The sequence below is a fragment of the Streptomyces sp. NPDC053750 genome, assembly GCF_044544295.1.
Taxonomy (GTDB): Bacteria; Actinomycetota; Actinomycetes; order Streptomycetales; family Streptomycetaceae; genus Streptomyces.
In genome coordinates this window covers 105343-119691 of the sequence record NZ_JBITXB010000020.1, presented here as the reverse complement: position 1 = coordinate 119691, position 14349 = coordinate 105343, and the positions used below count along the sequence as shown (strand labels likewise).

Sequence of the window (14349 nt, the reverse complement as noted above, 5' to 3'; positions counted from 1 at the left end):
CCGGGTCCACCAGCAGCTCGATCCGCTCCCGCGCCGTCAGCTTGCCCTTGGCGTGCTGCGCCGCCGTCGCCTTCTCGCTCGGCCCGGCCAGCGCCTGCGCACGGATCTCGTGCAGCTCGGCCACTCGTCCGCGCGCGTCCGTCGGCTCACCCGGCGCCTCATCCAAAACGGTCATGTAGTGACTCTACGAAGCCGAGCGCAGAATGCGAGCCGTCGACTCCGTACAGTCTCCGGCGTGTTTTCCTGGTGCACCTGAACAGAACCCTGAGGGCATGCAGCCGTTCTGACTGCTCAGAGGGCCTGGCGCTTGTAGGGGTCGCACAAAGCCGTCAGCTGAGAGTCACCTCACATTCATGGGTGGTACATACCACCCCTGGAGTGACGCGGACGCGCAGTCGGCGGCCCGTCGTGAGGATCTCGACCGTCTCGTCGGCCCGTGAGACCCTCCGCACCGGATGGTCCCAGACGACCTCGAACGGCTCCCCGGTGCGCGGCGGCTCGCTCACGCAGAGCGTAGCGGTACGGCCCCGGCGGCGGACCAGCACACTCGCCCCGGCCGTCACGGTGAGCGGGCCGGCCGTACCGGCCTGCCAGAAGTTCGCGGCCGTGAACCCCAGCGCGGGGACGGCGACCGCCTGGCGCCGGCCGTCGTTGGCGAGGACCGTGAGCCGGCGGCGGTCGGCGGCGCGCCGGGCGACGGCACGGCGGGACGCCCCCGGCATGAGGACGTAGGCGTAGTCGGCGTCTGCCGGGTCCGTGCCGTGGTCCAGCCAGAGGGTCTGCCAGCGGCGGGTGCGGCGCTCGGTCGTACTGGTGGTGTTGATGTCGGACCAGGCTCCGGTGCGGTCCTCGCGCAGGGTCCGCAGGTCGCCCTCGGGCACGATCCAGCCGCCGTGGCCCTCCAGATGGGCCCAGCCCCGGCCCTGGACGAAGGCCTGGGTGCCGCCGTCCCCCAGGTTGCGGTTGTCGACGACCGTCTCCACCGGGACGCCGTCCGTGCAGGTGATGCCGGCGCCGAGACAGACCACCTCGTCGTCGAGGAAGAACCAGGACTTGCGGGCTTCCAGGGTCGAGCCGAGCCCTTTGAGGTGCTGTCCGACGGCCGCGTACGTGCCGTCGGTCGTGCCGCCCACCCAGCGTGCGTCGGGCTTGGGCGCGCCCCATTCGCCGCCCGCCCGGTCGGGGAGGCGCTTGGTGGAGACGGTGGTGCCGGGCAGCCGGTACCAGTCGACGGTGGGCCAGAACCAGTCGGTGTACTCGTCCGACCTGGCTCCGTTCGCCCACCAGGTGAGCATTCCGGCGCCGGTGTGCCAGCCGCGCGGGTTCTCACCGTTGCCGCACTCGTAGTGGGCAATGCGGTCACTGGCCATGGCGAGGCCGGCGGTGAAGGCGGGCCGGCGGTGGACGGCACGGTCCATGGCCGCGAAGAGGTGGTGCCCGGTGGGCTCGGGCGCGGCCTCGACCGGGGAGTCGGCGACGGCGCGCAGCCGGGCCAGGTCCGCGACCGGGAACTGGGGTGCTGTGAGGATGGGCGTGACGGTGTCGCGTGCGAGCCAGCCCTTGATCCGCGCGTACCAGCGCTCGCGTTCGGCGTCGCTCGCGCCGCCCGCGAGGACCGCCATGGCGGCGATGAGCTGCTGTCCGTGGAAGTGGTCGCTGCGCATCACGTGCAGGTCGTCGCTCTTGAGGTAACCCCGGCTGATGGCCCGCCCGTTGACCACGTCCATGACCAGGCCGTCGTGGACGAGGGGTGCGTAGGCGCGCTCGACGCTGTCGAGGACGATCTGCCTGGCGGGGTCGGTCACCTCCCACGGCGAGCCGACGAGCAGCGTGAACAGCCTGCCGAGCCCGTCCAGCATGACCTGTCCGTACGTCCCCGAGTAGGCGACCCAGGTGTGCTGGACGAACGAGCCGTCGGCGTGGAGGCCGTCGCCCTGGGTGACGTACGGGAACACCGGTGAGAGGGCGTCGCGGGCGAGGGCGGTCTTGGCGGGGGCCCGGCCCAGGATGCCGCGCAGGGCGACGGAACGGCACAGGTCGACGCGGTTGGCGCCGGTGGAGGTGCCGGTGTAGTCGCCGAGCATCGCGTCCGGGACGAAGTGGTCGACGGCCGCGCAGGCGGCGGTGACGCGCTCGGTGCCGAGGTGGTCGTAGAGGGCGGCCGTGATGTCCATCAGGAGGCGGGGGCTGCCGATCTGCCACTCCCACCAGTTGCCGTAGCGGGTGGTGGTGGGGTTGTAGACGGTGGTGGAGAGGTGGTCGAGGCCACGCAGGACGGTGGCGAGGAGGGCTTCGTCGCCGGTGGAGCCGGTGCCCTGCTGGACGTAGGCCTGCGTCATGGTCCACAGGCGGCCGTAGCCGAAGGTGATGCCGGCGGGCGGGTCGAAGGGGTGGCCGGGCCAGAGGGACGTGGGGGTGGGAGCCATGGTGGCCTGGAAGGAGCGGGCGCGTGCGCCGGTCTCGGCGAGGCGGGAGGCGTACGGCTCGGCGGCCGGGTCGTAGCCGGTGCCCAGGGCGATGTCGAGCCAGCGTCGGCGAAGGGTGGCGTAGGGGTCGTCGTCGGCGGCTGCCGCGGCGCGGGGGGCGGGAGTGAGGGTGGCGGCCAGTGTCGCCGCGAGGAGGACGGCGCGGCGGGTGGGCCGGGCGGGGATCCGGGGGTTGTGCGGCCGCATGGGAGTCATGTGCATGCCTTTCCCACATCGGCGGTCCGTCAGACGGCGCCACGCCGGACGCAACCGTTGATGGCCGGACGGAATAGGTCTACAGTCGTGACCGTTGAACTGGTTGAACATTCAACATCAACAGTGCGACAGCACTCCGACCACTCCCAGGAGGACGCCATGACCACGACCCCGGACCTCGCCACGCTGACCGGTACGTACGTGATCGACCCCGCCCACACGACGATCGGCTTCACGGCGCGCCACGCCATGGTCACCAACGTCAAGGGCAAGTTCCTCGACTTCAGCGGCTCGCTGCACCTGGACGGCGCCGACCCCGCCGGCTCCACGGCGACCCTGGACATCACGATGGACAGCATCGACACGGGTAACGCCGACCGCGACGGGCACCTCAAGAGCTCGGACTTCTTCAAGACGGACGAGTTCCCGAAGATGACCTTCCGCTCCACCAAGGCGGAGGCCCTGGGCGGCGACGACTACCGCATCACCGGCGACCTGACCATCCTCGGCACGACCGGGCCGATCTCCATCGACCTGGAGTTCAACGGCGCCGCCAAGGACCCCTTCGGCAACGAGCGCGTCGGCTTCGAGGGCAAGGCCGAGATCAAGCGCTCGGAGTGGGGGCTCACCTGGAACGCGGCGCTGGAGACGGGCGGCGTGCTGGTCTCCGACAAGATCAAGCTGAACTTCGACATCTCGGCGATCAGGCAGGCGTGACGCCCCGCGCCCCCTCGGGGGCACCGAGGTCCACGTCGGCTGCGGCCCGGACGCGGATGCGGCGGCCGGGCCAGCCGATCGTGCGGTAGATCGTGTTGTACTGGGCGATCGAACGGTCCGCGGCTACGAGGTGGCCGGCGTCCGCCGCGGTCCGCACCGACGTGGTGTGCCCGTCGGCCACGACGACCAGGTCGTAGCCACGGCTCAGCGCCTGCCGCGCCGTGGTGTCCACGCAGATCTCCGTGGCGAACCCGGTCACGACCACCTCGGTGACACCGAGCCCCTTCAGGGTCGCGTCGAGGTCGGTGTCCAGGAAGCTGTCCGGGGTCGTCTTGTCGACGACGGGTTCCCCTTCCCGGGGCGCCAGCTCGGGCACGATGCGCCAGCCCTCGGTCCCGGGCACCAGGCCCTCGCCCCGGTGCCGCACGGTCACCACCGGTACTCCGGCCGCCCGGGCCCGCTCGCTCAGCCCCGCGATCGCGGCGACCGTCCCGGCGGCCCGGTACGCCATGGCGAGCATGGCGTTCTGCATGTCGATGACGAGGAGCGCGGTCCTGGACGGCATGGGCTCACCGTAGCGGCGTGCCCGGGGCGGCCGCCGCCGCTTTTCCCGCCGCCGCGTCAGAAACCGCCGCCGAAGTCGCCACCGCCGAAGCCACCGCCGCCACCGAAGTCGCCACCGCCGAATCCGCCACCGAAGTCTCCGGTGTCGAAGTCCGCGCCGGAGACGTCGCCGCCCTCGTAGCCGCCGAAGTCGCCGTAGCCGCCGCCGTAACCGGCGCCGTAGGCGGGGCTCGCCATCATGCTGCCCAGCATCGTGCCGAGCAGCAGGCCGGGCAGGATGCCGCCGCCGAAGTAGCCGCCCGCCCAGGGGCCGTAGGCCGGGCCCGCGTCCCAGTAGGGGCGGCGGCCCTGGTCGGTGTCCACCTCGCGGATCATCGGGTCCCGGCCCTCGGACAGCCGGACCTGGTCGGCCTCGCAGACGGGGACGTCACGGGTGGCGCCGCCCGGTGGGGTCCAGGTGACGTCGGCGACCGACGGGCCGTGGCGCGGGTCGAAGAAGCAGGGCGGGCGGCGTTCGGGCAGCGGCCTGCCCTCGCGGCGGGCGGCCAGCTGGACGAGCGAGAAGCGGCCGTTCTCCAGGGCCTGGGTGACCGCGCGGACGTCCTCCGGTTTACGGGCACCCGCCATGAACGTCTTGGCCTGGTCGTAGGCGTCGAGGGCGCGTTCGTAGTCGGCGCGCATCGCGTCGTCGGCGTGCGGTTCCGCCGGGTGGAAGTCCAGGCGGTCCAGCTCCTCGCCGAACGCGGTGATGTCCTCGTCGACCACCACCCGCAGCCGCTCCAGTGCCTCGCGCTGTTCCTCCTCGCGGCGACGCCGGTTGCGCCGGGCGATCGCGTAGGCGCCCGCGCCGCCGGCCGCCACCACCGCGCCGGCGGTGATCAGGGCGCCCGTGGGCACGGAGGCGTCGCCGGAGTCCCAGGACGAGGGGGCGGAGCCGCGCACACTGCGCAGCGCGTCGTCGACGAAGTCGTTGAGCTGGGCCTTGGCGTCGCCCGCGCCCTGCACCGCCGTGACCAGGTTGTTCACTCCCTGACGGCTCAGCACGCTGCTGTCGGCGCGCGCGTCGAACTCGTCGCCGAGCCGCACTCCGTACAGACCGGTGATGCCGGTCTCGGTGCGGAGGTTACGGAAGAGGTTCTCGGTCGGGTAGTCCGCCGGGAGGACCGCCACGAAGACGGGCTCGTCGGCGTCCTCGATCTTGTCGGCGAGCGCCTCCGCGTCCGACTTCGCCAGCAGGTCGGAGGCGGCCGGGTCCACGTACACGGGACTCTCGCGCAGGGCCGCGCCGATCTCGGAGACGTCGGTCGCCGCCTGCGCGCCGGGCGCGCCGGCCATCAGCACCGCCAGCACGGCGACGACCGGCGCGACCAGGAGGCGTATGAGGACTCGAACACGGGCGCCCTTCATACGTTCGAAAGTACCCGAATGGCCCTAAATAAGACATCAGTGCGGCAGGGAATCCGGCGAAAGCCCCGGATCACCTGGCGGGCGAAACCCCCGCCCGCAGCAATCCGTAGGTGTACGCGTCCTCCAGGGCCTGCCACGAGGCGGCGATGACGTTGTCGGCGACGCCCACCGTGGACCACTCCCCCGCCCCGTCGCTCGTGGAGATGAGGACCCGGGTCGTGGACTGGGTGCCGTGGACGCCCTCCAGGATGCGGACCTTGTAGTCGACCAGGTCCAGCTTGGCGAGCTCCGGGTAGATCTTCTCCAGCGCGACGCGCAGGGACCGGTCCAGGGCGTTGACCGGACCGTTGCCCTCGGCGGTGGCGACGATGCGCTCGCCCTTGGCCCAGATCTTGACCGTGGCCTCGTTGGCGTGGGTGCCGTCGGGGCGGTCCTCGACGATCGCGCGCCAGGACTCGACGTCGAAGTACTTCAGGGGCCTGCCCTCGGCCTCGGCGCGCAGCAGCAGCTCGAAGCTGGCGTCTGCGGCCTCGTACGTGTAGCCCGCCAGCTCGCGTTCCTTGACCCGCTCGACCACCCGGCCGACCAGTTCGCGGTCGCCACCGAGGTCGATGCCGAGTTCCTTGCCCTTGAGCTCGATGGAGGCACGGCCGGCCATGTCGGAGACCAGCATCCGCATGGTGTTGCCGACCAGCTCGGGGTCGATGTGCTGGTACAGGTCCGGGTCGACCTTGATCGCGGAGGCGTGCAGGCCCGCCTTGTGCGCGAACGCGGAGACACCGACGTAGGGCTGGTGGGTGGAGGGGGTGAGGTTGACGACCTCGGCGATGGCGTGGGAGATCCGCGTCATCTCGCGCAGCCGGCCCTCCGGCAGGACCTGCTTGCCGTACTTCAGCTCCAGCGCGGCAACGACCGGGAACAGGTTGGCATTGCCCACGCGCTCGCCGTAGCCGTTCGCCGTGCACTGGACGTGGGTCGCGCCCGCGTCGACCGCGGCGAGGGTGTTGGCGACGGCGCAGCCGGTGTCGTCCTGGGCGTGGATGCCGAGCCGGGCGCCGGTGTCGGCCAGCACCGTGGCGACCACGGCCTGGATCTGCGCCGGGAGCATGCCGCCGTTGGTGTCGCAGAGGACGACGACGTCGGCACCGGCCTGCGAGGCGGCGCGGACGACCGCCTTGGCGTACTCGGCGTTGGCGCGGTAGCCGTCGAAGAAGTGCTCGCAGTCGACGAAGACCCGGCGGCCCTGCGCCTTGAGGTGGGAGACCGTGTCGGCGACCATCGCCAGGTTCTCGTCCAGGGTGGTGCGCAGCGCGAGTTCGACGTGCCGGTCGTGGGACTTGGCGACCAGCGTGATCACCTGGGCGCCGGACTCCAGGAGCGCCCTGACCTGGGGGTCCTCGGCGGCGGTCGTGCCGGCGCGGCGGGTGGAGCCGAAGGCGACCAGCTGGGCGTGCTGGAAGTCGATCTCCTCCTGGGCGCGGGCGAAGAACTCGGTGTCCCGCGGGTTGGCGCCGGGCCAGCCGCCCTCGATGAAGCCCACGCCGAAGTCGTCCAGGTGGCGTGCGATCGCCAGCTTGTCCGCGACCGTGAGGTTGATGCCCTCGCGCTGCGCGCCGTCGCGCAGGGTGGTGTCGAAGACGTGGAAGGAATCGTCGAGTTCGCTGGTAGCGGTCATGTCTGAAGGCTCCTGTATGGGATCTCGGTCTACCGGAATGACCGGCTCCACCATCCATCTATGATCCCTCGCGCTCCCTTCCCGGCTGGAGGTGGGCCAGGAAAACGAAAAACCTCTCGCGGGTGCGAGAGGTCTGCGCGCGGGTCGAGGACGACGGTGTCCACCCGTACCTGGTCGTACGTGGCGGTCACTGCGGACCGGCGCGCCTGCTGCCAATAATCATGGCGAACGAGAGCACGGCGGAAGTCTGGCACAGTCCGTCCCCGTGCTCACCGTCCGTCTCAGGATGCGAGCAGAGGGCGTTCAGCGCAGGCGGCGGACGAAGCCGTCGTAGTGGCCGTTGGTGTCGCCGGGGACGAGCTGGGCGGAGTCGCTGCCGAGGCCGATGCGCCGGGCGTCCGCGCTCACCCAGGACACCGTCACCGCGGCGTCGGTCACCGGGCCCCCGGTGACGGATTCGCTGACCGTACGGGTGGTGCCGGTGCGCAGGTCGCGGAGGTAGACGTTGGCCGGTCCGAGCCGCCCTTCCGCCGACCGGGGGTCCGCCTGGTAGGCGAGGTACCGGCCGTCCGGGCTGAGCACTGGCTGGCGGGGCCCCGTCTCGCCCGCCGGTCCGGGATCGACGCGCCGGGTGACGTCCGTGTGCAGGTCGCGGACGTAGAGGTGGGTGTCGTCGCCGGGGGTCTCGCCCGGCACCAAGTCGTCACCCCAGTACTGGAAGGCGATGGTCCGGCCGTCCGCGGAGAGCGAGGCGGGCAGCGCGTACCGCTCGGCCGGGGTGCCGTCCGCCCGGACGTTGACCCGCTCCTCGGTGCCGGTGCGGCGGTCGTGGACCCAGGTGGCGCCGTTGGAGCTGCGGGGCACGAGCTGTGTGTACGCCACGTGGCGGCCGTCGGCGCTGATGGCCTGCAGCAGGGCGGGATGGGTCGGGCGGTCACGGTTGCTGATCCGCTCCACGGCGCCGGTGCGCCGGTCGAGGACGTACACGGCTCCGAAGAGGTCGCCGGGTTCGTTCTCCATCCGGTCGGCCTTGGCGTCGAAGGCGAGGTAACGGGCGTCGGCGGACATGACGGCGCCGCCCGCGTAGGCGGAGCCGCCGTCGAGGCCGACGCTGATCCGCTCCGTGCTGCCGGTGCGCCGGTCGTGCAGGTAGATGTCGTACGCCCCGGCGTCCGCGGGCGGGGTCTCCCAGTCGACCAGGTTCCGGGCCTGGGAGCGGAACAGGACGTACCGCCCGTCGGAGCTGACGGCGAGCGCGGACGAGTCGCCGTCGGCCTGCGCGCCGTCCGGGCCGACGTTGACCCGTTCCACGGTTCCCTTGCGCAGGTCGCGCACGAAGACATCGGCGAGCGCGTTCGTGTCGCCGGGCACCAGGTTGGACGCGTGTCCCGAGAAGACCGCGAAGCGGCCGTCGGCACTGAGCTGCGGACCGTACGAGTCGCCGTTGCCCTGCTCCCCCGTCACCGCCAGCGTGACCCTCTCGGTGCCCGGCTTCGGCGCCGGTGCCGCCGAGGCCGCCGACAGCGCGACCATCGCCCCCGCGAGCACCACGACGGACGCTCCACGCATGGTTCTGAGCACGATTCCCCCTGTTTTCCCCGTTGACGCCCTTCCCCCGGCCCCGCGCCGAGGGCTCCCCCGAGACAAGCGCATCGCACGCCACGGGGTCAATCACCCGTATTGCCTACAACCCGGGCGCGGGGTCAGGCGTCCGTGAGGAGGCCGCTCGCCATGAACTCCCTCACGTGACCGAGGACTTGGTCCCGGCCCATGCCCCGCAGCCCGATCGCCACGTGGATGGCGAAGCCGTCGAGGAGGGCGCGCAGGCGCGACGCGAAACGGTCCGGGTCGACGGGGCGGAACTCGCCGCGCGAGACGCCCTCGGCGAGCAGGGCGACCAGGTCGCGGTGCCAGGCTCCCTCGATGGCGGCCTGCCGGTCGCGGGCGTCGGACTCGACGGCGGCGCTCTGCGAGCGGTTCCACACCTCCAGCCACAGCGTCCAGTGCGGGTCGCGGTGACCGTCGGGGACGTACAGGTCGACGTAGGCGTCGAGGCGCTCGCGGGCCGTGCCGCCACGGGTGAGCAGGCGGGCCCGCTCGGCGCCGAGGCGGCCCTCGCTCCACTCCAGGGTGCGCAGCAGCAGCTCGTCCTTGGAGCGGAAGTAGTACAGGAGGTGGCCGCTGCTCATGCCGACCTCGCGGCCGAGCGCCGCCATGGTGAGCTTCTCCAGGCCGCGCTCGGCGATCATCGCCATGGCGGCGGCGAGGACGTCCTCACGCGGCGGGGCCTGCCTACGGCCACCTCCTGCCATCGGCTGCTCCTTAGCCCTGGATCCTCGGCTGCTGCTGCGTGATGCAGTGGATGCCTCCGCCGCCCGCGAAGATCGTACGCGCGTCCACCAGGGTGACCGTGCGCTGCGGGTGGAGCCGGCGGAAGATACCGGCCGCGATCTCGTCGCGCGGGTCGTCGAAGCCGCAGAGCACGACGCCGCCGTTGCAGACGTAGTGGTTGATGTAGGAGTAGTCGGCCCAGTGGCCGTCGGCCTCCAGCACGGTCGGGGCCGGGACCTCGACGACCTCCAGGCGGCGGCCCCTGGCGTCGGTGGCGGACCTCAGGATGCCGATGGCCTCCTTGGTCACCTCGTGGTCGGGGTGGGCCGGGTCCGGCTGGTGGTGGGCGACGACGACTCCGGGGGCGGCGAAGGCGGCGACGATGTCGACGTGGCCGAGGGTGCCGTAGCCGTACGGGGGGTAGTCGGCGGTCAGACCGCGCGGGAGCCAGACGGCCTTGCTGGTGCCGAGGTGGGCGTGGATCTCCGCCTCGACCTGCTCCCTGGTCCAGCCGGGATTGCGCTCGGGGCCGAGCTGCACGGTCTCGGTGAGCAGGACGGTGCCCTCGCCGTCGACATGGATGCCGCCGCCCTCGTTCACCAGCCGCGAGGTGTACGTCCGGGCGCCCGCGAGGTCGGCGACGTACGCGCCGATCTTCGCGTCGTGCTCCCAGCGGGCCCAGTCCTGGGCGCCCCAGCCGTTGAACGTCCAGTCGACGGCGGCCAGTTCCCGGCCGTCGGTCAGGAACGTCGGGCCGATGTCGCGCATCCAGGCGTCGTCCAGCTCGCGCTCGACGGTGTCGACGTCCGGGCCGAGCAGGACCCTCGCCTCGGCGGACCGGCCCGGGCCGCACACCACCGTGACCGGCTCGAAGCGCCGCACCGCGCGGGCGACCGACGCCCAGGCACGGCGCGAGGCGGCCAGGTCCTCGGGGTCGTCGAAGGTGGGGTTGGGGCCGGGCCACGCCATCCAGGTGCGCTCGTGCGGAGCCCACTCGGGGGGCATGCGGAAGCCGTCGGCGGCAGCAGACATGGGGGTCCTTAGAGGAAGTACAGGCGGTTGAGGGAGACGGAGTCGGCCGGGTCGGAGCGCAGCGGGTCGCCGTCGAGGGTGACCAGGCCGGTGCGCTGGTCGACGTCGACCTGTCCGGTACGGGAGTTCAGGCGCAGGTCGGCGGGTCCGATGCCGCGGGTGCCGCGCACGGCGACCCTGCGGCGGCGGGTCGGCATGGTGTCGTGGCCCTGGTCGAGGGCGGCCTGGGCGACGAAGGCGACCGAGATCTCGGCGGGCGTCGCCCCGTGCGCGCCGAACTGGGGGCCGAGGACGAGGGGTTCGCAGGTGTCGGTGGCGGCGCCCGGGTCGCCGACCACGCCGTACGCAGGGAAGCCGGACTTGAGGACGAGCTGCGGTTTGGCCCCGAAGTACTCCGGGCGCCACAGAACGAGGTCGGCGAGCTTGCCGACCTCGATCGAGCCGACCTCGTGGGAGAGACCGTGGGCGATGGCGGGGTTGATCGTCAGCTTGGCGATGTAGCGCAGGACGCGCTCGTTGTCGTCGTCTGCGTCGGCGCCGAACTGGGCCTTCATCTTCCCGGCCATGGCGAAGGTGCGGCGGACGGTCTCGCCGGCCCGGCCCATGCCCTGCGCGTCGGAGGAGGTGATGCCGATCGCGCCCAGGTCGTGCAGCACGTCCTCGGCGCCCATGGTCCCGGCGCGGATGCGGTCGCGGGCCATGGCGGCGTCGCCCGGCAGGTCGGTCTTGAGGTCGTGGACGGAGACGATCATGCCGTAGTGCTCGGCGACCGCGTCCCGGCCGAAGGGCAGGGTGGGGTTGGTGGAGGAGCCGATGACGTTGGGGACGCCGGCCATCTTCAGGACGTTGGGGACGTGTCCGCCGCCGCAGCCCTCGATGTGGAAGGCGTGGATGGTGCGGCCCTCCAGGACACGCAGGGTGTCCTCCACGGAGAGGCACTCGTTCAGACCGTCGCTGTGCAGGGCCACCTGGACGTCGTGCTCCTCGGCGACGCGCAGCGCGGTGTCGAGGGCGCGGGTGTGGGCGCCCATGTCCTCGTGCACCTTGAAGCCGGACGCCCCGCCCTCGGCCAGCGCCTCGATGAGCGGAGCCTCGTGGGACGAGGAACCCCGGCCGAGGAAGCCGATGTTGACCGGCCAGGCGTCGAAGGCGCCGAACGCGTGCTTCAGGGCCCAGGGCGAGTTCACGCCGACGCCCCAGACCGGGCCGAACTCCTGCCCGATGATCGTCGTCACGCCGGACGCGAGCGAGGCCTCCATGATGCGCGGGGAGAGCAGGTGGACGTGGGTGTCGACGGCGCCGGCGGTGGCGATGAGGCCCTCGCCGGAGACGATGGTCGTTCCCGTGCCCACCACGACGTCGACCCCGTCGAGGGTGTCGGGGTTCCCGGCCCGGCCGATCCCGCAGATCCGGCCCTCGCGGATGCCGATGGAGACCTTCCTGATCCCCTGAGCGGCGTCGATCACGACGACGTTGCTGATGACGACGTCGCAGGTCTCGCGTACGGCGGCGGCCTTGAGGTGCAGTCCGTCGCGGGCGGTCTTGCCGAAGCCGGCGAGGAACTCGTCGCCGTAACTCTGGGCGTCGGACTCCACGCGGATCACCAGGCCCGAGTCGCCGAGGCGGACCCGGTCGCCGGCGCGCGGGCCGTGGGTGGCTGCGTAGGCGTGGGGGTCGATGTGGACCGACTCGCTGATCTCGCGTCCCTTCGAGCGGCTCATCGCTCGCCTCCTTCCGGTGTGACTCCCAGATATCCGCAGGCCCGCGCCCGGCGCAGGGCCTCCTCCTTCGCGCCCGGCGCGTCGAGCGGGCCGTCGACCAGTCCGGCGAACCCGACGGCGACGCGCCGCCCGCCGATGGGTACGAGGCCGACCTCGGCGCTCTCCCCCGGCCCGAAGCGCACCGAGGAGCCAGCGGGGACGGCGAGGCGCATGCCGTAGGCCCGTTCCCGGTCGAAGTCCAGGCGCGGGTTGGCCTCGAAGAAGTGGAAGTGGGAGGTGACGGAGACGGGCACGGTCGCGGTGTTGGTGACCGGGATCCGTACTGCCGCCTCGGGCTCGGCGTGGTCGGGTCCCGGCAGCAGGGCGCCCGGCGCGTCCTCGCCCAGTCCGCCGCCGATGGGGTCGGAGACGACCGCCAGCCGCGAGCCGTCGTCGAAGACGGCCTCGACGTGCACCTCGGTGACCACGTCGGCGACGCCCGGCAGCACGTCGTCCGGGCCGAGCACGGAGCGGGCGCGCTCGATGGCCTCCGCGAGCCGCGCACCGTCGCGGGCGGCCTCGCAGACGGTGTCCGCGATCAGCGCGGTCGCCTCCGGGACGTTCAGCCTGAGTCCGCGGGCCCGGCGGGCCCGGGCCAGCTCGGCCGCCCCGAAGAGCAGCAGCCGGTCACGTTCGGTGGGGGTCAGTCTCACGTCGCGGCGCCTCCTTGCCTGCTTCGCTTTAGAGCACGACTCTAAACCCAGGGCCGCCTGGACGGAAACCTCGGTGGAAGAGCTTGGCGGACGTCACATTGAACAGCGCTCTAATTGTTGGGCGTCTCGGGCCCGGAAGACGCGTCGGGGCCGCCTCGGACACGGTGTCCGAAGCGGCCCCGACGGCCGTACGTGGGGGTCAGGCCAGCGTGTGCATCCAGCCGTGCTTGTCCTCGGCGGTGCCGCGCTGGATGTCGAGGAGGGCCCCGCGCAGGCGCAGCGTGACCTCGCCGGGCTCGCCGCCGCTCTGCTGCCACTCGGCGCCGTCGCGCTTGACCGTGCCGACCGGGGTGATCACGGCCGCGGTACCGCAGGCGAAGACCTCGGTGAGGGTGCCGTTCTCCGAGTCGCGCTGCCACTGGTCGACCGAGATGCGGCCCTCCTCGGCCTCGTAGCCGAGGTCGCGGGCGACGGTGAGGAGGGAGTCGCGGGTGACGCCCTCCAGGATGGAGCCGGTGAGGGAGGGCGTGACGATCACTGGCTTTGAATTGGACGCAGCTCCGTACACGAAGTACAGGTTCATGCCGCCCAGCTCCTCGACCCACTTGCGCTCGATGGCGTCGAGGTAGCAGACCTGGTCGCAGCCCTTGGTGGCGGCCTCGGCCTGGGCGAGCAGGGAGGCCGCGTAGTTGCCGCCGGTCTTGGCGTCGCCCATGCCGCCGGGGACGGCGCGGACGCGGTCCTCGGAGACCCAGATGGAGACCGGCTTGACGCCGCCGGGGAAGTAGGCGCCGGCCGGGGAGGCGATGACGAGGAAGAGGTACTCGTTGGCGGGCTTCACGCCCAGGCCGACCTCGGTCGCGATCATGAACGGGCGCAGGTAGAGGGACTCCTCGCCGCCGTGCGCCGGGACCCACTCCTGGTCCTGGGTGACCAGCGCGTCGCACGCCTCGATGAACATCTCCACCGGCAGCTCCGGCATGCCGAGCCGGCGCGAGGAGGCCTGGAAGCGCTGGGCGTTCTTCTCCGGGCGGAAGGTGGCGACGGACCCGTCGGGGCGGCGGTAGGCCTTCAGTCCCTCGAAGATCTCCTGCGCGTAGTGCAGGACCATGGTGGCCGGGTCGAGGGAGAGCGGGGCGTACGGAACGAGCTGACCGTCGTGCCAGCCGCGGCCCTCGGTCCACTTGATGGTCACCATGTGGTCGGTGAAGTGGCGGCCGAACCCGGGGTTGGCCAGGATCGCCTGGCGCTCTGCGTCGGAGAGCGGGTTGGCGGAGGGCTTGAGCTCGATCGTGGGCGTCGTCATGGGTTGCTGTCCTTCACCGGTTTGATTGTGACGGGCCGCTGTCACGCCCGTACGGCCGGTGGCCGGTGCTAGGACGTCCGAGCATTCCCTCAAGTCGCGGCTTCGCGTTCGATTATCGCGCGCGGCCCGCGACGGATGAAACGGGGTGAATGCGGCCCAGGGTTCGATGGTCGCACCTGGCGGACGCAGGAGAAAGCCGCCGGGTGCCTTGTATTTCGGACCC

11 protein-coding genes and 1 pseudogene are annotated in these 14349 nt (G+C 71.9%); 1 reads left to right on the top strand and 11 read right to left on the bottom strand.

Features of this window, described 5'->3' with window-relative positions:
- Both ACIGO6_RS35960 and ACIGO6_RS35955 read right to left on the bottom strand, forming a co-directional pair.
- Window positions 1-175 (bottom strand): annotated as a pseudogene (locus tag ACIGO6_RS35960) (methylmalonyl-CoA carboxyltransferase); the annotation flags it as partial.
- Window positions 176-329: 154 nt separating this feature from the next.
- Window positions 330-2687: a polysaccharide lyase family 8 super-sandwich domain-containing protein gene (locus ACIGO6_RS35955; RefSeq protein WP_399883953.1), complete on the bottom strand. Its 2358-nt coding sequence runs from the start codon at window positions 2685-2687 to the stop codon at window positions 330-332.
- Between the two features lie 153 nt (window positions 2688-2840).
- Here ACIGO6_RS35955 and ACIGO6_RS35950 point away from each other — a divergent pair, with 153 nt between their 5' ends.
- Window positions 2841-3398, top strand: coding sequence for a YceI family protein (locus ACIGO6_RS35950; protein WP_399883951.1), 558 nt, complete (start codon window positions 2841-2843; stop codon window positions 3396-3398).
- Here the strand turns inward: ACIGO6_RS35950 and ACIGO6_RS35945 are convergent.
- The 9 genes from ACIGO6_RS35945 to ACIGO6_RS35905 all read right to left on the bottom strand — a co-directional run bounded on the left by ACIGO6_RS35945 (window position 3385) and on the right by ACIGO6_RS35905 (window position 14126).
- Entirely contained in the window at window positions 3385-3963 is a 579-nt protein-coding gene (locus tag ACIGO6_RS35945; protein WP_399883949.1) for a cysteine hydrolase family protein, read from the bottom strand. The genes ACIGO6_RS35950 and ACIGO6_RS35945 overlap by 14 nt on opposite strands.
- A 56-nt stretch (window positions 3964-4019) precedes the next feature.
- Window positions 4020-5369: a hypothetical protein gene (locus tag ACIGO6_RS35940; RefSeq protein ID WP_399883947.1), complete on the bottom strand. Its 1350-nt coding sequence runs from the start codon at window positions 5367-5369 to the stop codon at window positions 4020-4022.
- 70 nt (window positions 5370-5439) lie between these two features.
- Window positions 5440-7044 (bottom strand): citramalate synthase, encoded by a 1605-nt coding sequence (gene cimA / locus ACIGO6_RS35935; RefSeq protein ID WP_399883945.1) that lies wholly within the window; start codon window positions 7042-7044, stop codon window positions 5440-5442.
- Window positions 7045-7347: 303 nt separating this feature from the next.
- Window positions 7348-8613 (bottom strand): TolB family protein, encoded by a 1266-nt coding sequence (locus ACIGO6_RS35930; protein WP_399883943.1) that lies wholly within the window; start codon window positions 8611-8613, stop codon window positions 7348-7350.
- A gap of 134 nt (window positions 8614-8747) precedes the next feature.
- Window positions 8748-9356 (bottom strand): TetR/AcrR family transcriptional regulator, encoded by a 609-nt coding sequence (locus ACIGO6_RS35925; protein ID WP_399883941.1) that lies wholly within the window; start codon window positions 9354-9356, stop codon window positions 8748-8750.
- A gap of 10 nt (window positions 9357-9366) precedes the next feature.
- Entirely contained in the window at window positions 9367-10407 is a 1041-nt protein-coding gene (locus tag ACIGO6_RS35920) for an agmatine/peptidylarginine deiminase (RefSeq protein WP_399883939.1), read from the bottom strand.
- An 8-nt stretch (window positions 10408-10415) separates the two neighbouring features.
- Window positions 10416-12128, bottom strand: a complete 1713-nt coding sequence (locus ACIGO6_RS35915) for an urease subunit alpha (RefSeq protein WP_399883937.1) — start codon at window positions 12126-12128, stop codon at window positions 10416-10418.
- A complete protein-coding gene (gene ureA, locus ACIGO6_RS35910) occupies window positions 12125-12820 on the bottom strand; it encodes an urease subunit gamma (RefSeq protein ID WP_399883935.1) in 696 nt (231 codons plus the stop codon). Before ureA ends, ACIGO6_RS35915 begins: the two co-directional genes overlap by 4 nt.
- 199 nt (window positions 12821-13019) lie before the next feature.
- On the bottom strand, window positions 13020-14126 hold the full coding sequence (locus ACIGO6_RS35905) for a branched-chain amino acid aminotransferase (protein ID WP_399883933.1): 1107 nt from the start codon (window positions 14124-14126) through the stop codon (window positions 13020-13022).
- Window positions 14127-14349: the final 223 nt, after the last annotated feature.